Here is a 23,309-nt window from a genome sequence, read left to right as displayed (position 1 = left end):
ACATTTGTCGAGCAGGCTCATGTCCTGCCCCTCGTCGCGCATGACCTGCTCGAGCGCCGCGCGAGCGTCCGAGAAATCGCCTTGGCGCTCGCTCGTCCTGTAGTCGGTGTTGAGCTTGATGTAGACCGTGTGCACCTCCTGCGTATTGCCGAGGGTATCGACCAGCATAAAGTGGACGACGGACTGCAACCGAGTCGGAGGATTGGGCGGTTCGTCATCCTCAGTCTTCGGCATACCGCTACCGACCACGACGGTACCGAGCAGGCGGTCGCTCCAGAAACGTTTCTCATCTTCCGGTAGGGTCGTGATGCCCATCATCGCCGCCGACCACAGCCAAACGGCATCATTGCCCTTGGAGATATCCTCGGCGATTTTAATCGTGTCATCGAAGGAAAACTCCTTGACCACGCGAGCCCCGCGCGGCTTGCGGATGAGATGCACGTTGAGGCCGCACATCTTTGCGGAACCAATGCTACCGCAAGACGGTGCCGCCGATCCATCGTTATCGGAATGACCGCAAGAATAGACGGTATCCGTCCACTTGCCGTCGAGCGGGATGGAACGATAGCACAGGTCATAGTTCTCGGCCAGCTCGCCGGTAAGCCAGATCTTGACCTCAGCGATAGGGGAGCCACAGATCTCCGCGCCATCCCGACCAGTCACCCAGACCGAGGAATCCCAAGCCCTAGCCGCGTAGCAGATCGAACCCGCGAATTGCGACCCCTCGACATGCAAGGCAAGGTTGTAGATGGAATGCCCACCGTGCGGATATCCGATATGGCGGTGTGCGGCGGCCTCGGTCTGCTTGCCCCAAGTAGATACCCAGCAGCCTGCCATGATGACCGCATCATCGTCATCGGGGATATCGACCACATCGCGGGTCACATACCAGCGATACATCGGCTGCGGCGGCAGCTCCTTGCGGTTTGTGACATTATGCGCCCATCCGTTAGGAGACAGCGTGGGTGTCTCATTTGAATCGGGCATGAACCCGACACAGGTGACGCTATCGCCGATCTTGGCGGTCTTCTTACTGTTTTTCACGTAGCCGCCGCAGCGTGCCTCGATAAGTTTGAACTGGGCGTTCTTCTGACCACCCCAAACGCCTGGGCAAGCATAGCTCGACACGCGGACGGCAGCGCCGTTCGCAGAAGCGCCGAGGGTGTCGAGGCGCTGGCCATCAGCATCCGAGGTGAGGAAATAGCACGTATGGTCGGTTTCGTTCGTGGCAGACGGTTCATGATCAATCCACCAGGAATTTTCTCTACCTGCTGCCTTTCGAATGTCCCAAATGACGGCACTGCCCGTCTCCATAGTACCGTTTTTCCAAGAGCTATTGGCGTTAACATGACCGTTATTGTTGAGCGTCTGGACCAATTTGGGACCGATGAGGCTCCCGAGGGCGAACGTGAAGGCGCCCACCCCGTCATCGAGATAAGGCTTGAAGGCCCACATCTGGTTGGCGCCATCGTAGTCCTTCCAGAAACACAGTCCTCGACCGTTGCCCCATTGGGTAATAGGCTTACCGCTGACATAGCCGCCCTGCCCGACATCCACCATGGCGTTGGGGAACGCCAAAGGCGAGAGCTTGAAGACACCGCCGTAAAGCGTCACGTCGTTCCTGATATTGATTTTCTCGGTATCGATATCGATGTCACCCGTGACCTCGCGGAGGTCTTTTTCGTGGTCCGGCGTGCCATCCCTGTTGTTCCTCATCACGTTTTTGACGTCGACCTCGGCTCGAAACGTGTTCACGGCCTCGTTGGCGCAGCGGCGCATGAACAATTCCGGTTTTTCATACGAATAGTCATCGTACCCGACGATATACCAATGCCCGTTATTCTGGCTGACTCCCGCGCCCGCGTCCGTATCGAGCATGTCTCCGCGAAAAGTCGAAAGCCGGTTGTTGTTCAGGAAAAGCTGGCCGTCATTATCATCGGCATGAATGTTCTTCCACAGGCGGTTCGCAGTTTGGCGGTTTATGTCCGCGCAGGCCATATAGGGATGCGCTTTGATATGGTCGTACAGCTCGTTCGAGTAGTCGCACTCGACGAGCAGGCACAGGGAGTAGCCGAGCGCTTGGAGATAAGGGCTATCCCAGCCTTGATAGGTAAACCTATCGGCGGAAACCCAAGTTATCCATCCGTGTGCGAAGCCGCGGCCGTAGTTATTCGCACCCTGTGTTCGGTCTGGATGCGTAACGCAATGTGTGTAGCCGTTGGAAGTGAAGCAGCCGCCGAAATAATACGAATTCGGCTGCGGGCTGATGTGCTCACCGCGAAACCACAGTTCCTTTGCCATGGCAGACCGTGCAGGCACCGCGCCGAGGCCAGCAACGACCGCCAGCGCCGCGAACAACCCGCGGCGCGAGAAGGAAATGTCTTTATACGGGTCTTTTGCGAGATTCTTACCGTTGCCCTTACTCATCGATATCCCCCAAGTCATTAGAAGCGGCAGTGTAATTCGAAATGCCCAACACCGCGACCGCCGCGATAATCAGTTCGAGAAACGCCTGCGTGTCCAAGCCGCGGTTGATGTTGATGACGGCACCGGCGACCTGAAGGCAGGCGATCGCGATGCGCGCCGCCTTGTTATTCCTCACTGCCGGCACGAGCAAAAGAAACCCCGTGAGCGGAAGCCATAGGGTATTGATGTTCGAAACGGAAATCATTCCCGAGATTCGTCCTTCGCCTAGACGGCCGTCCGTGGCGAAATCGATGCCATGGGTGACATTTATAAAGAGGTACTCGGCACCCAACCCGATCGTCGGTAGAAGTCCGAAAAGACTGGCCAGAAGCCCTCCCTTGAGGGCATCAGGGCTTGAGATATACCTTTTGAGATTGAATTTCATATCATCCTCCGCTAGCTCTGGCGATTATTCCCGAGGATACTCATTGCTCAACCGCCCCGCTCAGACTTGCCGCTGCGGCAACACCCGTGCCTTCCGCAACCTGCCGAAACTGCTAGAATGTGCTCGAAATAAGATTCACTTGGAGGAACTCGTTGGCTTACATCCTCATGGCGGTAATCGTCCTTTTAGCAATCGCCTATATCGTCTACCTAATCCTCGACCTCATGTCGCGCAGAAAGTTTGCCGAGCAGTACAGCACATGGAAGCCAGACCTTGACAGCTACTACAAGCAGGAGCTTGAGAGGGAGCAGCAGGCCAAAGACGCGAAAATCTGTGAGATTCTAGAAGACCTGCTCCGAAAGCAGGGGATGATATAGGGGGCGGATCTCTGCAAATCCGCCTACCGGCAGCCTGACTCCCTCACTAGCCCGACTTCCTCCGATAGCCCCGCCTCTACGCTTTTGGCTTCAAGTAATCCGTCTATTCCAATCTCATCTCGCTCGGTAACTTGATCTGGTCCCACCTCGGGGAAGGCCGCGCAGACCGCATCCTCATCCAATCCGAAAAACTCGGTCCCGCGTGCGAACCGCCCCGTATGGTGCCAGGACTTATATTCGAGATACCTATCGGCGAGCTGCGCCCTGGTCATCGACTCGATCTTAGAATCGTAGGCAAGGTCGAAATCGTCGCAGTAGTCCTTGATGGCCGAAATGATGGCGCCGCGCGTCCACTTCGACATCGGCATCTCGCCCGACTCATATGCCGCCCGGGCGCGGACGCTCATGGAGGTTCCCACGTACCCGGCCTGTCCGTAGCTCACAGCACCCATGGCTACCACTCCGTATCGTCGTACGAGTTCTGCCAGCTATCGTCGTACGAGTTGGAATATTCGTCCTCGAGACGTTGGTTGTACAGTGCCGCCTCGTCCTTCTTATAGCAGATGAACTCATCGATCTGCGAGGACTCGTTGTTCCACTCGTCCTGCTCCCTGAGCTTTGGGTCGGGTTTCATGCATTCCATATAGCCGAGCGCCGACACGCCCGAGTACGGGCCGCCGCGACCGCTGAACAAATCAACGACGTCCTGCACTTCCTTATCGGAAAGGGAGCATTCCGTCCCCTCATACGGGTCATAGCCCACCACAACGAAATCGCCGTACAGCACATCGGCCGGGTCGCCCGCCACTACGGTCTGGCCGGTGAAAGGGGACTTACGATCCTCGTCCGCCATCTCCTGGGTGGCCCAGATTGCACGGTTGGCAGGACAAGCCGCCCGCCCTTCAGCATTGACATAGACGCAGACCGCATCTCCCAAAGACTTGTCGGGCAGCTCTTGGGATACATTGACGGCCCGCTCGCCGACAATTCCCTTGAGTGCGGCGCCACAGCTCCCATTCTCATCGACCGGCAGCTCGACTTCGCGGCATTCGGCATTAACGGGAACCAGCACGGCGCGAATCGTATCCATCATCGTTCACCGCCCGCAAGAGCGTCGGCGCCGATAGTCCCGATACCCTCATTGACCATCTCCGCCTCATCGCCCTTCGCTTCAGCGAGGTTATCGAGGCACAAATCCCCATCTGGCGCCCCCTGCGAAGCAATCATCTTCTCAGCGGACTCGATGATGGCGTCGATGTCATAGATCTCATGGTCGTCATTGTAGTAGAAGAGCTCCCCGACGCTGAGCTCGGGGTTGTCCACGACAATCTGCGCGAAACGGTTCATATCGGCAATTGAATCGTCCGAACCGAAATCATGCCAGGAATATTCACGGAAGCGCCCGTGAAGTTCATAATCGCACATGACGAGCTCGCCAGCATCGACCCCCTCCATTTCCGCTATGTCCTTGAGGGTGCCTTCGAGCTCGGCGGCATCCATCGGCAGTGTCAGCGGCAGGGAGATATTGAGTCCCAGATCGGCAGCTTCGCGATCCTCAGCATAGACGACGATACGGTCGGCCGCGAAATCGCGGTCGCCCTCGAAAGCCGCCTGCTCGAGTTCATCCAAATCGAATTTCATCAAGTCGACCTCATTGGAGTTGCGGTCGAAATAACCGCTATGCCCGAGACACACGTCCCCGCCAGCCGCCATCCTGGCACCCAGCGCCTCGGCAGGCACATTGCCGAGCAACTCGCCGATGTTCAAGAGGCTGGCCTTCGAGGCAGGGGAGAGACGATTGTCGTTCACGCACGACTCGAGCTCTTCGCTGGCTTGGTCGAGGAGCGTGAGGCCGTATGCCCGCCACAGGTCGCTGGGCAGCGAAGCCTCGCTATCGACAGCGACCGAATAGCCGCAAAACGGCATCTCATCGGCCTGCATGATGACGTTGCCGACCATGAGCGGGTCGACCGGGACATCGAAGTTATCGCAGTAGTCGCAGACGGCATCGTAATCAATGTCGGGATTGCGCTTAACGCACTCCGCCATGGCGTTGAGTGCTCGCAGGTCCACGAGCTCGTCCTCAGCGAAGTGCAACTTGTCGAACTTGCCGGAAGTCCGAATATCCTCGATGGCATAGTCGTGCCTGCCGAAATAGGTCACCTTGTCGATGACCTTTTGCAGATCATCAGGCGCCATCGGCAGGGTAATGCTGTCATGCGGGGCGTAAGCGTAATAGGCCGCATCGCTTGCTGCGACGTCAACCCTGATGTTTCCGATTTTGCTCATCGTCCGCTCTCCTTATGCTCGAACTGCCCATCGCGGTCAGCCGTCCCCTCGGCCAAATCCGCTTCGGCCTGCTTCTCGTCGCAAAGTTCATCCAGCCCGCGCTCGCTGCCGCCCTTGATCGGCTCCAGGCGAAGCGTAGACCCGTCGATTATGATTGGAGTGGCATCCACGCGACCGCCCTCGGGCATCTTCGCCTGACCGCTCGCGATGGCGATGCCCTGGGCGCAGGCGTTCTCGATGCACATGTGTCCGAACTCGTGGGCAGACTCGTCGACGTCGATGCGAATGCTGGCCCTAGGGATATCGAAGCCGGCGCTGCGCAGGGCGCAGCGGATAGCTGCCTTCTCGCACACGCGAGCGGTGTTGTAGCCGACGGCTCCGTGTCCGTGAAGTCCGGTAAAACTGATGCTGGGCATACTCGGACTGCCGCCGATACTGACGGAGACCTTTCCCTTGCCCTCGATATAGAGGCTGCAAGACCCACCGTTCATATCGTCCTCCTTATTTTTCGTTTTCGATTCCTACGCGCTCGACCTCATTTCCGTCAGAAATAAGGGCAGCTTCCTCGCTTTTCGCCGAACAGATATCATTGAGACCCTGTTCCCCTCGTTTGTCCTCGATATATCCCATCTCCAGCCCCGCGTTGAATGCGATCCCCGCGGCGAGATCGTCCCGTTCGATGCGCTGTTCTGCTTCCGCAAGACTAACGGCTACCTTCTCGAGGGCGGCAGGTTTGAGCGTCTCTTTCATATGCTCGGAGCCGAGTTCGTTGACCGTATCCGCTACATCCTGAACGGAGACGAAACCGATGGGGAACTTGATATCGGGATTGACTCCGGCAAGCGCATATTCATCCGCATCACGACAGCTCGATTGCAGTTCAGACATGCCGAGATCAGAAAGCTCAATAAAGGCTCGAGACTTGAACTCCTGATCGAAATATTCAATATCAGCTCGAGCTTGAGATGCCGCACCAAGAGCGATAGCAGAACCGAGAATGAACTCAGAAGAAATCTTGCCGCCGCCGTGGTCCTCGGCAGTCAATTGAGAATCGAGGACAGCAGCATAGTTCTCGATTATTTCGCAGCATCTGGAATCCGTATAGCAGTCGATGTTTTCGGATGCGAGTGCATATACCGAGCTACGGGTATCGCCTTTACGTTTATCCAGCTCGTTGTGGGCAATTTTGTTGACGAGCCACATATCCAGACCGCCGGACTCATACAGCTCCGAAATACTCGGCTTGACCTCAGGCATAGCTACTCCATCTCTCTAGGCTTCTGATGTATCCCAGCGTACTTTTGACGTCCCGCGCACGCCGCAAAGGGGACGAAAGTAGCCTTTGCGCCAAAAGAAAAGGGGAGAGACGGAATTCCGTCTTTCCCCGCATCCAATGGCTATCGGCGATTAGCGCTGGACGTTCTGGGCGCTGCGATCCTGAGAGCCGCCATCGCGCTCACTGGCCTCGGCGGTCTTCTGCTCGCAAAGCTCATCGAGACCGGTCTCCTGCTCCTGGGATCGGTCGTGGCTCTGGTGCTGCTCGCGGTACTCCGCACGGGCGGTCTCGACGGCATCGGAGAGCTTCTGCGGCTCGACGGACTCATCGTGGCGCTGGCCGTCCTGGTCGTACTTGAAGAGGCTCACATTGCGATCGGCATTGACGAAGACGCCCGTGCCCTTGCCGGCCTCGATATCGGTCTTGTTCCACGGCTTCTGGAACGTGGTGAAGCTGAAGCCGGAGAGGTCCTTGCCATCGACCTTTGTGCCGCTAGGAAGGGTGCACTTGACGGCAGGCCAAGACTCGCCCTTGCCGTTGGAGATGGTATACGGCTCACCGTTGGCCTTCTCAGCAGTCACCCACTTCGGCGGGAAGTCAATGCGGACCTTGCCCTTGTTCATGTTGTTCTGCTCGCTCATGGTTCCTCCATCACGCGAATTGATAACTTAATGACTAGCATGAAGCCCTGTCCGGCCGAGTCGCCCCAGGGGACAGAAGTAGCATCTACCTCGGGATGCCCTCCGTATCGCGCGAGCCGCAGCTTTCTTGGCAAGCACCCTCATCGCCATACGCTTCAGCAAGGTCGTCGAGACTCGTCTCTTCGCAACGAGAGTCATGACGCGCATCCCGCACGCACTTGACCTCGGCTTTGATTTGCCCCCAAGCCACATCGTTGATGTCGTCATATCCACCCGAGTTCCATAGGTTCTCGTTGGCGTTATCGCGCACTTCGCGGGCTTCATCGAGCGACAGGTTCGGATAGTATTCCTTGATGTCATTGGCGGATATGGCGAGAAACACGTTGTCGATATCCATGCAGAGGACTTCGAATCGCTCCATCAGGTAATCTGCCGCCTCAGGTGAAGCCGCGCCATTGTGCAGAGCCTCACCTAGTGCGGTTTTCAGATCATCGAACGAATTGATTTCCAGATCCTCAAGCATGGCTATCGTCCTTCCTCATAATTAACGGATGCCGTATCGCTCCGCCCAGTGCCGTTGGCGATGTCCGCTTCATCGCATTTGGACTCACACAGCTCGTCGAGACTGAACCCATCGTCTCCCTGCTCGACCTCAGCCTCAGCGTCGCGTTCCATATCGACGTCGGCTACCGCCTCGGTAGCGTGTTCCGGGGACTTGAAGTAGTCCTTGCCGAGCTTCGGGATGAAGCAGTCTTCCACGAGGTAATCGGTCGCCTTGCTCGCCCGCGATGCGGCCTTCAGTAGCTCGCCGCCCGGATCCTTGAACTCCTGGGACCAACTCTTGAGGTAGGCAGCCGAGTTCGACATGGCATCGACCTCGTTGGCGGCAAGGGGTTTGTCGTCGTCGACGTTACGGAGATCGAGACCGATGGCGTTCGCGGTGAACACACTCGAGAGCTCGGCGATGAGTTCCTCGAAGGCGTACTTCTGCCGATCCTTCTTCAATCCGCACTGCTCGCGGTTGTTTCTGCTCGGATGGCCCGTGGCGTGCCCCATCTCGTGGAGCAGCGTTCGGCAGAACGACTCCACGTTCGTAAACTGGTTGCGCTGCGGGACGTAGATCTTGTCTGCGCCGGGCAGGTAGAACGCCTCGGCGTTCGGCGTCTCGATTACGGGGCAGGGCGATGCCTTGACGATGCCGTCGGCCACGCGATCGGGCTCGATGGGTTTGAAGCCCTCAACGGAGACGAGGTTTTCCGTGTTCTCCATCTGCTCGGCATTGAACACCGTGAACGTGCCGACGCAGCGCGGCTCGGCCTTGTATTCGGGATTTGCGAGGGCGATATCCCATTCCTCTTTGGTCTTGGGCTGCTTGAGGCGGGCGGTCGGGTCCGTCCTGCTTACGAGCATGCGCTTCCAGCGTTCGATGGGGTAGCCGTGCGACCCCTTGATGATATGGCAGCCCTTATCCGATGCCATCTTGAACGTGGCGAATCGCGGGTCCCTGAAGCCTCCGTCCCTCATGGCGTACATGAGCATGGCGGTATTTCGCGGCCCGTAGCCCTCACCTGTAGCGCCGTTCATGGGCGGGTGTGGGAACGACCACTCCTTGACCCATCGGGAGCCCTCGCGCTCCATGTCCGCGAGAAGCGCATCGAAGAGCGCCTGACGGGCATCCGTCAGCTTCTCGGTCGGACTCTTTCCTTGATATTTGCCATAGGTTCTCTTGGCCATAGGTAGCTCCCATTCACGCTCGGACAATCCATCTCGAACATAAACGGATGTCTCCCCATCGACCCACTGAGGGACAGAAGTAGCCTTTTCCGGGGACTTAAGCAACCACATGTCTATCTAGCTACGCAGCTACCGCGCTACACGGCTACACGTAAAACACCCGGTAAAGCAAACGGGACGTCCCCAAAAGACGTCCCGCGTCAATGCAGCTTGTTATTATCCTTATTCCTTAGCGTTCCCCGTTGGATACGTCCAGGTCCTCGCCAAGTTCGTTTCCCTCAGCTACCTCGACCTTCTGCTCCATGAGATCATCGAGCGACTCGACGTTATCGCGAACGTCAACAACCTCCGGTCCGTTAGGGAAGTCATGAGTAAGCGACTCCCTCAACTCGCCATACAGACCGTTTTGGACAACAAGAGCGACCTCGCGCCCGCTGCCGCGGGGGCTTTCGCGCTGGAAGTAATTCATGACATCCATCATCTCGCCATCGGTGAGAGACCTGTCACAAGCGCGGTCGGGATCGAAGCCATTGACGACGATATTTCCGTAAAGCACGGACATGGGCAGACCGGCGACCACGGGTTTGCCATCAACTGAAGAACGGCAGCCTTCTTTTTCCATGCTCTCGGTTGCATAGAAGGCACGGTTAGGCTGACAGTTAGGCTGAGGAACGGAAAGAGACCTATTAGGAGAGATAGTCCTACCATTGACGTATATCGAGACATTGAATGGAAAGACATCCAACGGCACGATTCCCTTACCCCTATCGCAGGGCATGTTTCCCGTGGCCTCGTTAAAGAAACCTCCAACGTGATTCATAATGTCTTGCCCGCTGCTGATTCCAATGGCAACGGGATCGGAGCCCACAGGCACAAGTACGGCTCGGAATTTTCCAGATGCTTTTTCCGTTTTCCCAGTTTCGAGCTCCGGGATATCCCCACCGAGATACTTCTCGATTTCAGCGCGACACGCCTCTGCGTTGCCCGCATGGGTCAAATCGACAGGCGCATAGCGGGCAAATAGCCGTACGACCGTACTGGCCAACTTATCCCCGATCATTTGCTCGAACCGCCTGAACCCATCGAGGTCGTTGTCTTCAAATAGCTCACCTGCGGATTTCAAGAGCGTCTCCACCGAAACGCCGTTCAACTCACTTTCGAGACTGAGTTTCTTCGGTACCTCCATGGTGAGGCTGCGCCAGCCGCCGGCAGAAGCTGAAGGCCATGCCATCGCAACGCGAACCGACTCGCCGCAATCCACCTGGTATCCGATACCAGGGTATTGGTCTCCGCAGATAGAGGGGATTTTAGTGATTTGAGAACCCATCCGGCTCATCTCCTAAATCAAGGGGATTCATTTCCTCTCTCGATTCTCAAACCCCACTCATGCCGTCAACTTGCGCGGGACACAAGTAGAACCTGCCAAGCATCTATCCCGCCGACCGTCTTTCACCAAGATAATTTGCCCAGCTCCCTGACATCAGATAGATATATAAGGCGGACAACCGTCTGTCACCGTGCAAAATCCGGATTACCTAGCTACACCGCTACGGCCCTACACTCATCCATCTAGAAGCCACCATGCCAAAACAAAGGGGTGCCCATCATGGCACCCCGCAGGATAGCTACTTGTTATTATCATTTTTCACCCGCACATCCCCGAACCTCTCTTTGTCTTTCTTCTTATTATTCTTCTTATTATCCTTGTCCTCATTCACCAACCTACACCGCTACCGAGCTACGCACCTACATCCCTACACAGTCTCCCGCCAATCACCCAGCAAACCAAACGGGGCGCCCCTAATGAGCGCCCCGCAGCAAAGCAGCTTGTTATTATCCCTCATAACCCCTAGAACTCATCGTCCGCATCGCTATCCAGATTGACAGGCTCGCTGGAACCAAACCCGAGCATCGTCCAGAAGATGAACCCAGCGATGGCAAGCCCGATCGTGTAGCCGGTCTCCTTCCCGAAAGCATGGGACAGATCGTTAAGCACGATGATATTCATCACGAGCTGGACCAACGCAAGCAAACAGCCGACCGTATCGACCCAGCAGAACGCCCACGAGCAGATAAGCACGATGAGGTACGCCATGAGAAACGTCCTTGTACCGTCGCCGCGGTGTACGCGCTCGCATAGCTTGTAGTCTGCATAGACCGGGACAATCGAGTACCAGCCGGGCATACCGAGCTTCCCATAGACCTTCCATTTGCCGGCGATAGGTACGAGCCAGATAAAAGCCAGCAAGACAAAGAGAAGAACGAGCAGAGCCGATTCAATAGCATCGAGCATCTGAAATCCCCTTCCCTACAGGCTGCCCATAGCCTGGATAGCCGACATGGCCGCAGGCGACAGAAGCACGCCGAACAGGGCGGGGAAGATCAGGAAGATGATCGGGATGAGCATCTTGGTGCCGATCTTGTTGATTTCCTCCTCCAGCTTCTGCCTGCGGTACGTGCGCACCGTCTGAGCCTGATTCTCGAGCACCTCGACAAACTCGGCTCCGGTCTGGCGTGCCTGGATAAGGGAGGCCACGAAGATGGTGAGCGGCTGCACGCCGGCATTGGAGGCGAACTGCTTGAGCGCATCGGTGATATCCATGAAGCGGGCGTTGGCCAGTACGTCGCGGAAGCCCTCGGCAAGCGCTCCCTCGGAGTTCTCGGCCACCGTGCGCACGGCATCGTCGAACGTTGAGCCTGCGGCCATCGAGATGGACATGAGGTCGAGCGCATTGGGCAGCTCGCGCTCGATGTTATTGCGCCATTCGCGGCGCTTCTGGAGCAGGTAGAGCTCGGGCAGGATATACCCGACCATGCCGCCCAGACCGCCAGCCGCAACGGTCGCAAGTCCGTTCAGCTTGGTGCCGATAAGCACGCCGACCATGATGCCGACGGCGATGCAGATGATCTTGGAGGCCCAGAACATCAGCGCCGAGATTTTAAGGCCCGAGCGTTTGATTGCATCTCGCTGGCGCTCCTCCTGCTCGCGCGACATGGCACCGAAGAGGGCAGACCCCTGGAACGGCTGGCCGAACTTGAAGCGGTCCTGCATCTCCTCGCTGCGCTGCTTGAGCGTCTTCTGGTTGAGGTTGCGCACCTCGATGCCGAATTTCTTCTGCACCGCCAGCGTGGTGCTGAGACCCGCCGCGAGCGACCCCGCGCCGATAAGGCCGATAGTTGTTCCGTCTACGATCATATGAACCACTCCTAGTCGGTCTTGATGTCGAGCATCTTGTTGGCGATGAAATAGCCGAGGACCTCGAGCAGGGCGCAGATGCAAATGACGACCAGTCCCATGGCGCTCGAATAGAACTCGCGGTACATGTCGTTGCCGATATAGAAGACAAGTCCCAGCGCGGGCGGCACGCAGACCATGAGGATGGCCGTGAAACGCGCCTGCGAGGTGCGGGAGCGCACCATCTGGCGCATCTCGCAGCGCTGCTGGATGGTGTTGCCCACCGAGTCGACGATGTCTGCGAGCGAGCCGCCGGTACGCATCTGGGCGCGGACGGCCGAGGCGAACAGCTTGAGGTCGGCCGATTTGTTTCGCTCGGCCAGCTTGTCGAGAGCCTTGTCCACGGGCATGCCGCGGTCCATATCGCGACGGAGCTGTTCGAACTCGCTCTTGATGGGCTCGTCCATGTTCTCCGCGACGGGGCGGATTGCCTGCGACAGCATCGCGCCGCCGCGAAGGTTAGCCGAGATGAGCGGCATGGTCTGACCCAGAAGCTCCTCGAATCGCTTCTCGCTGTGCTTTTTCTTGGCAGACAGGAAGAACAGGGGCAGGAACGCTCCGAGTGCCGCGAGCAGCATGACGACGAGCGCGTTCATACCCATGACGATGCCGAGCAGGGGCGGCACCGCAGTGCAGGCCGCCCAGATGCTCATGAACTCGTTCAAGGAGAACTTCACGCCGCTGCCCTCGATATGCTGGCGTGCGACCTCACGGAGTTCGACGAGGATGCTGGAATGCTTCTTCTTGGAAACCTCTTCGCCCTCATGGTAGACGTTGCGGCGCTCGGAGAGGACGCGCAGCTGCCTGGAGACGAGAAGCGCCATGACGCATAGCGTCAGCACCGCGATGATCAGGACGTACGTGACGCCGTAGAAGAAATAGCTGACCAGAGTTTGGCTCATGGCTACCACAACCCTCCGTTGTCGAACCAGCTGGGCTTGATCTCGACGCCGTTGGAGTAGAAGCGCTCCTTGTGGTCCTCGGAGACGATGCGCGAGCCGGTGGGGCGGAACTCGCCCTTGATGCGGCCGTTGGAATCGACGCCCGTTTTCTGGAACTTCATGATGGAACCGACGGTGGGCACATTGCCCTGCATGCCGCAGACCTCGCAGATGTTATTGACGCGGCGGCTGCCGTCGGGGAGGCGCTTGATCTCGACCACGAAGTCGACGGCCTCGGTGATAATCTTCATGATGGCGTCGGGGGGCATGTTTGCGCCTGCTCTGCTCATCTGCACGAGGTTTTGCAGGCGGTCGAGGGCGGCGCGGGGATTGTTCGCGTGCGTGGTCGTGAGCGAGCCGTCATGACCCGAGTTCATGGCCTGGAGCATGTCGAACGCCTCCGGTCCTCGGCACTCGCCGACGACGATGCGGTCGGGGCGCTGGCGCAGCGTGTTGATGACCAGCTGCTGGAGCGTGATCTCGCCCTTGCCCTCGTTGTTGGCGGGGCGGGACTGGAGCGACAGGACGTGGCTCTTCGCCAAGTTGAGCTCGGCGGTGTCCTCGACCGTGATGATGCGCTGGCCGTCGGGGATGAAGTTGGAGAGTGCGTTGAGCAGCGTGGTCTTGCCCGAGCCTGTGCCGCCCTCGATGACGATGTTCATGCGTGCGAGGACGAGTGCCTGCAGGAAGTCCGCCATGTTCTCGTCCATGGATCCGTTGGCGATAAGCGATTCGGGCGTGAGGGCGTCGTTGCGGAACTTACGGACGTCGAGCGTCCAATGTTTTGCGATACCGAAGGCCACGGCGTTGACGCGGCTGCCGTCGAACGGCGCCCCCGTGCGGTGCAGCATGCAGTCGCAAAGCGGGCTCTGGTTGTCGCACCTGCGCCCGTCCGAGGAGACGATTCGCGCGATAGTCCTCTGGACATGCTCCTCATCGAAGAAATGAACGCCCGAGAGCGTGATTTTGCCGCGGCGCTCGACCATGACCTGATCGGGCGAGTTGACCATGATTTCCGACACTTCCGGGTCCCAGAGCAACTCCTCGATGGGGCCGAGCTGGAACAGGTCGTCTACGACGAACTTGGCCGCTTGGCGCTTCACGTCCTCATCCGCGTCCTCGAAGGCCGGCGAGCGGCTGACGTATGCGAGAGCGCGGTCTTGCAGGCGCTCGATGCCGTCGGACACCTCTCCGACGAGGGCCACCTGATTTTGCAGGTCGTTGGCGCATCGCGACATGACCTCGGCGACGGCGTTGTCGTACATCTTATCGAGCATGTTTACTCCTCAGCCGGGGTATCATCTGCGTCCACGACAGGCGCGGTGCCGGAATCGCTATCGCTCTGCGCATCGAGGGCATCGGGGTCGGAATCGTCCTTCGGGTTCTCACTGAGCGGCTGGGCGGCGAGGCTAATGGAATCGGCGGTGCCGATTTCAGAGAGTTGCTCGGGCGTCAGCTCAAGGGTGACGGTCGAGTAGCCGGCACTCTGCGAGGAGCCGTCGGAACTCTGGAGCGTGGCATCGGTTGCGAGGACCTTGACGTTCTGGTAGGCGACGGTCTGCTGCGTGGAGCCGTTGCCGGACTTGAAGGTCGCGGTCACGGTGACATAGTCACCCGGCTTGAGCAGCGGCGACATGCTGGCAGCGGCATCGAGCGAGAAAGTTCGCGCGACATGGCCGGAAGCGAGAGCGAGCGAGATGGACGACGGGTTGGACGAACCCTGCACGGTACCCATGGAGATCGGCACGCCGGCCGACAAGTCGCCGACGGGAGCCTTGCCGATAAGATCGGACTTGCTCGACCCATCGGCCGCATCGGCGGGCACGTAGCGCTTGGGCACCTGTGCCTCCTCGAGCATGTCGGCGGTGATGGGGGTTCCCGCCTTGATGGTCTCCTTGGGAACGACGATTTCGATCATGTCCGCCTGGCTTTTGGCGACCGTATCCTGGGCTACGGTGAACTCCACGGCCGCAAATGCCAGCGAGCCGACCGCGACCGCAGCGCACGCACCGCAGAGCCAAGAGAGCTGGCGGCGGCGTTTCTCGGGCGTCACGATTTTTGCCGCAGGGTCTTTCTCCTTCTTGCGACCGAACGCGGGGAATCCCTTTTTCTTGACCTCCTCGCCCTCCAGAGGCTCAATGGGATCCTTATCCTTCTTGTTGAACATGGTGTTCCTTTCCGGCGCCGCGAGCGCCTGTCTCATCGCTTATGGCTCCGGCACTCACGAGAGTTCCGCGAGTCCCTTGTTAATTGCATCGTTCAGCGCATCGGAGATATCCGAGGCCATGCTGAGCGTCGTATAGGTTTCCTGACCCACCGACTTGTCTGCAGACTTGACCAGCCTGCAGCCATGGCCGGCGGAGTTCTGCCGCCAGACCTCGGTAGATGAATACGGGTTGATGGTGAACGTGATGGTGTTCTTGACGGGGACCGAGGCGAACCCGAACGTCTGGGCGAAAACGCACCTGTACGTGCCGGTAACCGAGACCTCGACTCCGATAAGCCTGTTCATGCTACCGGTCTTGGTTTCGGGTACCTCCCACGAGGTCACGGAGACCTCTGAGCTGTCGAGGCCGCGAAGGTTCTCCGTCAGGGACGAATAGATGATCTCGTCGAGGGCGCGGGTCGAATCCGTGGCATTGAACTTGATTTCGTTGCTGCGCGAAAGGGCTGATTCCTTGGCGATTTCAATCGCATCGTTTTGACGCTGCGATTTCCACCAAGCGCCCGACGCATCGATCGCCAACCCCAGCACCATGACGAGGACGGCGGCAACTAGGACGAACATCACGAGCGCCTGCCCGCGTGTGGTTCCCTTGCCGAATCGTTCCATCTATGCCACCTCCCAACGACGCTCGACGGTGAAGCTCTGCCTGACGGATCTCCGGTAGGGGATACCACCGGCACCCGCAAATCCGATACCTCGACCCAGGTGGACGGTGATATCGGCGCAGATGTCGAGATAGCTGGCGGTCGTCGTCTTCAGCTCGCTTCCGAGCTGCACTGCAGTGCTGTTGCCGAGGTCGGTACTGCCTTTGTCCTCGAGATGAATCTCGGCGGAGTTGACCTCGATATCGTCCTCGGAAAGCCCCGAGGCGGCCGCGACGCAGCTCTTGACGACCCGCTTGGCATCCATGGACTCCCAACCGCTGGGAAGCTCGTCTGCCATATGCGATACCTGGTAGTCGAATGAGGACTTCTGGAAGGTGATGAAACCGAAGCACAGCACGGCCATCATCAAGAGGATGAGCCAGATGCCCGCAAAGGCGAACTCTACGGTCGTCTGGCCGCGAAGGTGATGGAATCTCATCGCAGCACACCTTCTTCCGAGGAGCTGCCCACCACGGTCGCCGTGGCGGTGGCGGTATTCCCCTCGCCGAAAAGCGAGGGCAGGAAGGTCTTAATGGTCTTCTTACAGGTGAACGCCTTGCTTTTCGTAACGGTCTTCACATCCGCAATCTTCCAGCCGCTGGACTGCTTGACGCGCATCGTATAGTCGCTCTCCGTGGTGCCTGCGTCCTCCGCGCTGAAGGAGAACTCGATGCCTTCGGTTCCCTTGACGCAAGCGAGTACATGGGCCTTGACATCGGCATCGGATGCATCGGGCTGCTTCGTGTAGAACGTGGCCGCTTCGGTGGCTGCCGTGCGCACGCACATGGCGCTGCGGTAGTAGGCCGACCCGTCGAGCAGGGCGAACAGCATAATGATGAGCAGCGGGGCGCACAGGACGAACTCAACGAGCGACTGTCCTCCGCATCGATGGCAATTTGGAAAACGTTTCATGGCATCACGCAGCTAGGACGAAGGCGAGAGCAGGCAGAAAGGCGAGGGGAGCGAAAGGCAGCGCCGTATCCGATTTCCTGATCTTCAGCACGGCGAGGATAATGGAACATTCGGCCAGCAGGGCAAGGCATGCGGCCAGAAGGGCGCTTGAACTGTACACGGCCGATGCGCCCACTGCTCCGAGCAAAAGGACATCGCCTAGGCCGAACGCCTCTTTCCCGCAAACCATTTCCGCGCCGCAAGCTGCCAGATACAGGACCACGGCAAGGCAGACCCCCTGGGCGAGCCTCTGCGGGATATTCGCGCCGCCGCCCATAAGAAGTCCGAAGAGGGCGAGAAAGGCGATCGAGTAGAGGTCGATGCGGCGGTACCTGAAATCATTGATGCAGATACTGATGAGCGTGGCGACCCAGAAGCCGAAGGAGGGCTCTGTCAAGGCGCTGGCGATGGCACCGGCGGCGACGCCGCCGACAAGGCCAACCCCCAGCAGCCAATCCGAACAACCCGTATCGAAGCGGCCGTCTTCGCGGCCGCCCCAGAACTTATAGGATTTCTCGATACCCACGAGGTCTTCATCGCTGAAATCGCAGACGGAGCAGGCGGCGCGGGCGACAGAAGGGCTGACGAGCCCCTTGAACGCCCCGTCGCGGATCTCCTCGACCCACTCGGCGTCCGTCTCAAGACCGTTCTCGATGGCATGGATCTGTGCGGTATCGACTTCCTCGGCATCACGATTCTTCGCCGCGAGCGAGAAGATGGCGGCGGCAAGGATGAACGCCGCGCCGATACCTCCTATTACTCCATTGATTGCGGTCATAGGGTCTCCTGTCAGTCTCTGTCTAAAAAGAAAAGGCACCAGCCGTCTTTGGGAAACGGACGGTGCCAAATATGCAAGCAGCTCAGCCACTAGGCACCGAAGCCGGTACCGGTACCGGTGTTCAAGGTCTCGGAAATCTTAGTGAACTGATTGCGGATGGCGCCTGCGACGGCGGGGCCGGCGAAGACGACAACGAGCGAGATGACGGCGATGATCAGGACGTACTCGATGAGGCCCTGGCCGGACAGCTCACCGGCCTTGGCGGCGCGGAAGTCACGCACGAGCTTGTTCTTGAGCTGGTTCTTGGCGACCACGGCGTGGGCGCAGGCGGAGTTGACGAAATCCATTGAATGAATCCTCTCAGTAGAGAACGATAGAAGGCGAGGGGCGCGCTCCCTCGGCGAACATAATCGAACTCCGTCAAGTGAGAAATTATGTCGTGCCGCAGCGGCAATCACATTCCTTCATAACTTGGTGGTTTTAGAGAACCGCCTGAAAGGGGAGCCGAATAAAAAACGGCCGACCGTATCGGCCGACCGTTAAAACACTGTTATTAAAATCATCTCGCGCTATTCGGGCTTAATGCCTTTTCCCTTGTCGCGCGACTCGAGAAATGCCTTCATGAGCGATTTGGCGCTTGCCAGATCTGAGCAGATACCGACAAGCGGGCAATCGTTCGGCTCTCGTTTGATGGAGATATATGGCAGGCCTTCCTTATTGACCAGAACGAAATACTTCTTCACGAGATCGCTTCCTATTTGTAGAGGTTGATGTCATCCGGTTCAGGGTTGCGCTCGCCATTCGGACGAGACGTATCGACCTTGTTCCCTTGCTTTGTCTGGACTGAACCCGCAAATTCCTTACGCGGGCGATGCGCAGGTGGCCTGAACTCGTCAAGCGAGACGTCGAGCACCGTGGCAATCCTCTCGATATTCTCGAAGGAGGTCATTCTGCGGCCCGTCAGTAGGCGAGTGATAATGTTCTTGGATACCCCAGAGGCCTCTGAGAGCGAACTCTGGTTCATACCCTTTTTTCGCATGATTCGCCAGATGCGGACTCCGAGTTCCGTGTCCCCGGATTCGATGTCGCGTCCTGCGATTTGTTCCCTGCGGGTCACGTCCTTGTAAGTGTTCATAAGCAGCCGCCCGTTGAGTTGAGATTTTGCACAAGCCAAAACTTAACCCAGCGAGCCGTAAAACTTAAGTAGGGTCATTCTGACCCCCGTTCAATATGATTCCACCCGTCCCGAAGATAACATCAGAGCAGAATCAACATATCGTACGATAAGAAACAGATCTGTAGCGGCAAACCGCGCCTACAGCATCCAGTCGAACCCGTTCTTGCCAATCGTCTGGCGCATGTTCCCGATCTGCATCTCGGTATGCACACCGCTCTCATCGATAACGGTATTCATGCCTCCGAACCCTGGGATGACCGTCTTGACGTCTCCCGTGGTGAGGTCGATTCTCTGGTTGCCGAATTGCCGTTCGAGATGCAGTTTGCCGTCCGAGCCGATTACCGTTTGATACATAATCCGATTCTCCTATTCAACGTACTTGTTTCCCTTGCCGCAATTGCAGTCCTCGCAAAGGGTTTGGAGGTTGTCCATAACCGACTTACCGCCGCGCGAAACGGGGACCACATGGTCGACGTGCAGCTTCACCCCATCCTCACGGCCTCTCCCGCACCGCACGCAATGGAACCCATCGCGCCGAAGCACGTCATAGCGCATCGCGCGGGTCACCTTCGCATGCTCGGCATCGTTCGCCATACGGCGGTCTTGGTATTCCCGCCGTCGCTTCTCCCGCTTTTGCTCACGCTCACGCTCGCGCTTGGCCTTCTTATGCTCGCGCCAGAACATATCGAACACGGTCTCTATGCCAAACAGGACAATTGCAAGCGTAAAGAACGGCATCATGGCATCGGTCATTTGTTCCATGTCTATCCTTTCGGTACATTGAGGGCCTGCCGTGCCAAACATACCGAACCCCGATACCCACCCATAACGTACTGCCGCAGCGGCAACGATATGGGAGGGCGGCAGGCGCTCTGAGGGCCGCTGTATGACCCTATTTCTCCTCAAGCCGATTACCTGTGCCATGTACCCCAATTTGTTCGAGTAATCGCCAAAAGAAAGGCCCGCGCGATCCCGCGCGGGCCTTTCGCTAGACAAGCTAGAAGCACCAAGCGGGGCAGACGTAAAGCGAGGCCTTCTGGTCGCAGCTGTCCGACGGATTGCCGTTGGCATCGACATTGAGGAAGCCCGTAGAGGAGCAAGGATTTACCGTACGCTCCCACCACTCCCAACGGAAACCTTCGCTGTCAAGCTGCAGACAAGCGTTGTTCGAATACCTCTCCGTTACCTTGCCTTGGAAGGCCTCGTACTGGGTGCCCTCGGAGGAAGTCCACGGGTACTTGTAGGCCCAATTGTGGGTGGGGCCGCCGATGGGGGTTCCGGGGAGGCTTGGGATGATTTCCCCTTCTCCGTGGGCAGCTGGGACGATTTCGGAATAGCTGAGCAGAAACAGCTTGTCCAAGGTAGCCGTCGCGGAGATATTTTTGTTCTCCTCATCGCCTAAAATCTCCTCACCGCTGCCGGCGTTGTTCGTCAACTTCTTTACTCTCTTGACTTTTCCCTGGAACTCGGTCGGCATCAGGTTCCAGATCTCGCCGGAGTTCATCTTCTGACGGAGCTCCGACTTCTCCCAACCGCCGGCGTTAGATTTCGAACCCTTGTAGCACATGTAGGACGAGATGGTCGGTGAGGTGGTGAGAAACGTCAGGCCCGCCTTACCCGAGCCGTCGGCCAAATCGTCGTGGTTGATGCCGATGATGCGGTACTTAAGAATATCGCTGTTCGTCAATTTCATCGAGAATTCGGTTCCGGCATCCATCGCAGCCTTCGCTTTGGCGTAGGCGGGCGAGGCCTCGCCCTTGGCCGCGATATCCTCGGCCACGGCCTTCTGCTCGTCGAGCGTCCAGTCCTTGGCATCTTTGGCCACAGCCGTCTGGACGATCGCGGAATCGGCCCCAGCGGAGCCGCCACCGGATGCTCCGCCGCCCTCGATGCCTCCGCTCGTCCCGCTGTCCAGGGTGTTGCAGACCAGGTTGAACTGGTTGCGAATGGCACCGGCGACGCCGGGTCCCGCGAATACGATTACCAGGCCGATGACGGCGATGATCAGGACGTACTCGATGATAGACTGGCCTCTGAGGCGGGTCGTCTTAGGAACGACCCCCCCCCGAGGCGAAAATGCCGCTGCATGCATATGCGGCTCCCTTCGCTCAGGGTTTGTAGATACGGCGCAATCGTAGGGGTGGCGCGGAGAATTGGGGAGGTCTTGCCGCTGCGGCGCTCAAAGCAACTAGCACCTCATCTAGAACAGCAAGCGGGACGCCTTTCTTGGCATCCCGCAGAACAGCAACTTGTTATTATTCTCATCCTTCCAAGATGCCCGTACCGCATACCTCGTGCAGCCGCCCCGTATCCGTCCAAGGCCCTCAGCGCCCGACCATCCATCCAAGCCATTACCCCTCACCCCAAAACCCGCACGAAAAAAGCCGTGCCAGATGAAATCACCCGGCACGGCGCCCCAAACACGATGGAGGGCGAGACAGGAAAGCTCTAAAGCATAACCCTCCATCTGCTCAAGTATCCCAAACGGCGAGAGGTGGCAACCCCTCGTGCCACAAAGGCACACCTCAACGCTCCAAGGCAACTTCCACCTCATCCGCCTCAGCTTGGTTCCCATACACCTCTGCCAGCTCATCGAGCGAGACCGATGGCCCGTCCTGCTCACGCGCCGTAAGCCCGCGGCGTTCATCCATATCCTGGTCGGCGTTGAGCCTGATTCGTCTAGAGACCTCATCGCCTGTCACACAGTTGGGCAGCTGATCGATGCAGATAGCGAGCGCGATGAGATAGTTCGTGTCATGCTCATCCACGACTTCCTCGAAGACGTTGTAGGGGATCATGCTAGAGGCACCCGACTCGCTGGCAAGTGCCTCGGCAAACCGTGCCGCATCGTGCGCATCCCCAAGCGACCCGTGCTCCTGAAGCGCCCCGCCACACGACCAGATTCCCGCCTCGTCGCGGCTCCAGATCGTCACCTGCAAGTCCCAGCCGCGCCCGAGTGCGGAATCTTCGACGGCATGGCAATCGACGAAGATAGGGGAGCGCTCAGGCTGCTTCACGACCCATGCGGCGCTATGGTGTACGAGGTCTTCTTTAGCCTTTTCCAGAAAATAGGGCTGATGGTGGGTTCCCATGTCGACTCCTAACGCTCATCGCTCGAAAGTTCGCAGTCCGCACCGCGCTCGTCCCGGCAAACAGGTTCAACGCTTACAGACCTTCCGCCCTCACGCCCGAACCGCTCATACACATCGGGTGTGATATAGATGCCGAAACGCTCGGCAAGCTCATCCTCGATACCCGAATCGGCATGCTCGATACCGACCGCGCACACGCCATCTGGCAAACTGAGCTCGCCCTTGCCGGCATGCTTGACATTGATATCTCCCCACGCATGGCCGCGGTGAAAGGTAGTGAGCTGGAGCGTGTAACCCGGATGGGACGTACGGGAGAGCATGTGCGAAACGCTGCGCCCGCTCGACCAGCAATACGCATCCATGGCGCCGTTCACGAGTCTCGAGATCATGGCCGTCTCCATGACCGTGTTGCGGGCGATGATCTCATCCGCCGCTTCAAAATCCCCAGACTTATACGCTTCGATAATGAGATCCCTGACGGGCTCGAAATTGATTGTGTGGATGTTGCCGAAGTTATCCATGCGATGGCTCCAAAAGTCTATCTAGATGCCTATGCGCAACAGCTCCATTGCACGGTCGCGGTCGAAAGAGGCGGTGAGCTTGCCAAAGCGCTCGATATAGCCGATATGCTCGAGCCGCTTCACCAAGCGGCGGAACGGTTCGTACTGGACGCCTGCCTGATTCGACAGCTCTCGTATGGTGACGCGCTGCCCGACTGACTTCTCGAGGGCATCGAGAGCCGCCATATAGAATTCCCGTTCCGAGGGGGTCAACTTGAAGCGACTCGGATCGCAGCGATCCGAAATCTCATCGGCGGCCGCGTCTGCGCGTCGGTACGCCTCGGTCGGGATGTGCCGTCCCGCCGCCTTCTCGAGAAGAGCGAAGACCCTGATCGACTGCAATGCGGTGAGGGAGAGGGAGAATTCGCAGCCTGTCGCACTCACGGAGCATTTCTTGACGATCAGCTTGGCGATCTCAGTGGACGGCACGAGATTGAAGGAAGAATAGCCGCCGTCCAGCAGGTACAGCTTGGCGAGCAACTCGACAAGCTCATCGCGACTGAGCGCTATATCGCAGGAACCTTTGACTATCATCG

General features: G+C 58.3%; 30 protein-coding genes. 1 reads left to right on the top strand and 29 read right to left on the bottom strand.

All coding sequences use genetic code 11. The features are described 5' to 3' along the window. Positions 1-2,427, bottom strand: a 2,427-nt coding sequence (locus tag DWX63_RS08390; RefSeq protein ID WP_117843420.1) for a hypothetical protein, incomplete at its 3' end; no start/stop codon positions are given. Then, a complete protein-coding gene (locus DWX63_RS08385) occupies positions 2,420-2,851 on the bottom strand; it encodes a hypothetical protein (protein ID WP_117843419.1) in 432 nt (143 codons plus the stop codon). The genes DWX63_RS08390 and DWX63_RS08385, both read right to left, overlap by 8 nt. Before the next feature lie 167 nt (positions 2,852-3,018). On the opposite strand from DWX63_RS08385, the gene DWX63_RS08380 reads away from it, so the two are divergent. Then, positions 3,019-3,228, top strand: a complete 210-nt coding sequence (locus DWX63_RS08380) for a hypothetical protein (protein WP_158559662.1) — start codon at positions 3,019-3,021, stop codon at positions 3,226-3,228. Between the two features lie 23 nt (positions 3,229-3,251). Here the strand turns inward: DWX63_RS08380 and DWX63_RS08375 are convergent, their stop codons facing one another. The 27 genes from DWX63_RS08375 to DWX63_RS08245 form a co-directional block, all read right to left on the bottom strand. Continuing rightward, the gene (locus tag DWX63_RS08375; RefSeq protein WP_117843417.1) at positions 3,252-3,680 is read right to left on the bottom strand and encodes a hypothetical protein; all 429 of its coding nucleotides are present in this window, start codon (positions 3,678-3,680) and stop codon (positions 3,252-3,254) included. Between the two features lie 2 nt (positions 3,681-3,682). Further along, positions 3,683-4,318, bottom strand: coding sequence for a DUF3846 domain-containing protein (locus tag DWX63_RS08370; protein WP_158559661.1), 636 nt, complete (start codon positions 4,316-4,318; stop codon positions 3,683-3,685). Beyond that, positions 4,318-5,517: a hypothetical protein gene (locus DWX63_RS08365; protein ID WP_117843415.1), complete on the bottom strand. Its 1,200-nt coding sequence runs from the start codon at positions 5,515-5,517 to the stop codon at positions 4,318-4,320. The genes DWX63_RS08370 and DWX63_RS08365 overlap by 1 nt, the downstream gene beginning before the upstream one ends. Further along, complete coding sequence (locus DWX63_RS08360) at positions 5,514-6,008, bottom strand: hypothetical protein (RefSeq protein WP_117843414.1); 495 nt, start codon at positions 6,006-6,008, stop codon at positions 5,514-5,516. Before DWX63_RS08360 ends, DWX63_RS08365 begins: the two co-directional genes overlap by 4 nt. Before the next feature lie 10 nt (positions 6,009-6,018). Continuing rightward, entirely contained in the window at positions 6,019-6,774 is a 756-nt protein-coding gene (locus DWX63_RS08355) for a hypothetical protein (protein ID WP_117843413.1), read from the bottom strand. A gap of 150 nt (positions 6,775-6,924) precedes the next feature. Then, positions 6,925-7,434, bottom strand: a complete 510-nt coding sequence (locus DWX63_RS08350) for a hypothetical protein (RefSeq protein ID WP_117843412.1) — start codon at positions 7,432-7,434, stop codon at positions 6,925-6,927. Between the two features lie 85 nt (positions 7,435-7,519). Next, positions 7,520-7,957 carry a hypothetical protein gene (locus DWX63_RS08345; protein ID WP_117843411.1) on the bottom strand — a complete coding sequence of 146 codons (438 nt, stop codon included), beginning with the start codon at positions 7,955-7,957 and terminating at the stop codon, positions 7,520-7,522. Positions 7,958-7,959: 2 nt separating this feature from the next. Continuing rightward, on the bottom strand, positions 7,960-9,168 hold the full coding sequence (locus tag DWX63_RS08340; RefSeq protein WP_158559660.1) for an ArdC family protein: 1,209 nt from the start codon (positions 9,166-9,168) through the stop codon (positions 7,960-7,962). A gap of 229 nt (positions 9,169-9,397) precedes the next feature. Continuing rightward, positions 9,398-10,495 carry a hypothetical protein gene (locus tag DWX63_RS08335; protein WP_117843409.1) on the bottom strand — a complete coding sequence of 366 codons (1,098 nt, stop codon included), beginning with the start codon at positions 10,493-10,495 and terminating at the stop codon, positions 9,398-9,400. 522 nt (positions 10,496-11,017) lie between these two features. Further along, positions 11,018-11,461: a DUF5684 domain-containing protein gene (locus DWX63_RS08330; RefSeq protein ID WP_117843408.1), complete on the bottom strand. Its 444-nt coding sequence runs from the start codon at positions 11,459-11,461 to the stop codon at positions 11,018-11,020. A 15-nt stretch (positions 11,462-11,476) separates the two neighbouring features. Beyond that, positions 11,477-12,364 carry a type II secretion system F family protein gene (locus DWX63_RS08325; RefSeq protein WP_117843407.1) on the bottom strand — a complete coding sequence of 296 codons (888 nt, stop codon included), beginning with the start codon at positions 12,362-12,364 and terminating at the stop codon, positions 11,477-11,479. An 11-nt stretch (positions 12,365-12,375) separates the two neighbouring features. Continuing rightward, a complete protein-coding gene (locus tag DWX63_RS08320) occupies positions 12,376-13,305 on the bottom strand; it encodes a type II secretion system F family protein (protein WP_117843406.1) in 930 nt (309 codons plus the stop codon). 2 nt (positions 13,306-13,307) lie between these two features. Next, positions 13,308-14,621, bottom strand: coding sequence for a CpaF family protein (locus DWX63_RS08315; RefSeq protein WP_117843405.1), 1,314 nt, complete (start codon positions 14,619-14,621; stop codon positions 13,308-13,310). A 2-nt stretch (positions 14,622-14,623) separates the two neighbouring features. Next, on the bottom strand, positions 14,624-15,511 hold the full coding sequence (cpaB, locus tag DWX63_RS08310; protein WP_158559659.1) for a Flp pilus assembly protein CpaB: 888 nt from the start codon (positions 15,509-15,511) through the stop codon (positions 14,624-14,626). Between the two features lie 54 nt (positions 15,512-15,565). Then, entirely contained in the window at positions 15,566-16,177 is a 612-nt protein-coding gene (locus tag DWX63_RS08305) for a hypothetical protein (protein ID WP_117843403.1), read from the bottom strand. Continuing rightward, on the bottom strand, positions 16,178-16,654 hold the full coding sequence (locus DWX63_RS08300) for a TadE family protein (protein ID WP_117843402.1): 477 nt from the start codon (positions 16,652-16,654) through the stop codon (positions 16,178-16,180). Then, a complete protein-coding gene (locus DWX63_RS08295; RefSeq protein ID WP_117843401.1) occupies positions 16,651-17,127 on the bottom strand; it encodes a TadE family protein in 477 nt (158 codons plus the stop codon). Before DWX63_RS08295 ends, DWX63_RS08300 begins: the two co-directional genes overlap by 4 nt. Before the next feature lie 4 nt (positions 17,128-17,131). After that, on the bottom strand, positions 17,132-17,944 hold the full coding sequence (locus DWX63_RS08290; RefSeq protein WP_117843400.1) for an A24 family peptidase: 813 nt from the start codon (positions 17,942-17,944) through the stop codon (positions 17,132-17,134). 89 nt (positions 17,945-18,033) lie between these two features. Further along, positions 18,034-18,291, bottom strand: coding sequence for a Flp family type IVb pilin (locus DWX63_RS08285; RefSeq protein ID WP_117843399.1), 258 nt, complete (start codon positions 18,289-18,291; stop codon positions 18,034-18,036). 222 nt (positions 18,292-18,513) lie between these two features. Further along, positions 18,514-18,687: a hypothetical protein gene (locus DWX63_RS11290; RefSeq protein WP_158557012.1), complete on the bottom strand. Its 174-nt coding sequence runs from the start codon at positions 18,685-18,687 to the stop codon at positions 18,514-18,516. 11 nt (positions 18,688-18,698) lie between these two features. Further along, the gene (locus DWX63_RS08280) at positions 18,699-19,079 is read right to left on the bottom strand and encodes a helix-turn-helix domain-containing protein (RefSeq protein ID WP_117843398.1); all 381 of its coding nucleotides are present in this window, start codon (positions 19,077-19,079) and stop codon (positions 18,699-18,701) included. Positions 19,080-19,259: 180 nt separating this feature from the next. Further along, positions 19,260-19,475, bottom strand: a complete 216-nt coding sequence (locus tag DWX63_RS08275) for a hypothetical protein (RefSeq protein WP_117843397.1) — start codon at positions 19,473-19,475, stop codon at positions 19,260-19,262. 12 nt (positions 19,476-19,487) lie between these two features. Further along, complete coding sequence (locus tag DWX63_RS11530; protein WP_117843396.1) at positions 19,488-19,883, bottom strand: HNH endonuclease; 396 nt, start codon at positions 19,881-19,883, stop codon at positions 19,488-19,490. Positions 19,884-20,118: 235 nt separating this feature from the next. Continuing rightward, positions 20,119-21,213 (bottom strand): DUF6273 domain-containing protein, encoded by a 1,095-nt coding sequence (locus DWX63_RS08265; protein ID WP_117843395.1) that lies wholly within the window; start codon positions 21,211-21,213, stop codon positions 20,119-20,121. 433 nt (positions 21,214-21,646) lie between these two features. Further along, positions 21,647-22,213 carry a hypothetical protein gene (locus tag DWX63_RS08255; RefSeq protein WP_117843393.1) on the bottom strand — a complete coding sequence of 189 codons (567 nt, stop codon included), beginning with the start codon at positions 22,211-22,213 and terminating at the stop codon, positions 21,647-21,649. 8 nt (positions 22,214-22,221) lie between these two features. After that, entirely contained in the window at positions 22,222-22,734 is a 513-nt protein-coding gene (locus DWX63_RS08250; RefSeq protein WP_117843392.1) for a hypothetical protein, read from the bottom strand. Positions 22,735-22,755: 21 nt separating this feature from the next. Next, on the bottom strand, positions 22,756-23,307 hold the full coding sequence (locus DWX63_RS08245; protein ID WP_117843391.1) for a hypothetical protein: 552 nt from the start codon (positions 23,305-23,307) through the stop codon (positions 22,756-22,758). Between the last annotated feature and the right edge of the window lie 2 nt (positions 23,308-23,309).

This window comes from Collinsella sp. AF20-14LB (assembly GCF_003459505.1).
Taxonomy (GTDB): Bacteria; Actinomycetota; Coriobacteriia; order Coriobacteriales; family Coriobacteriaceae; genus Collinsella.
This window is presented reverse-complemented; position numbering and strand designations above follow the sequence as displayed.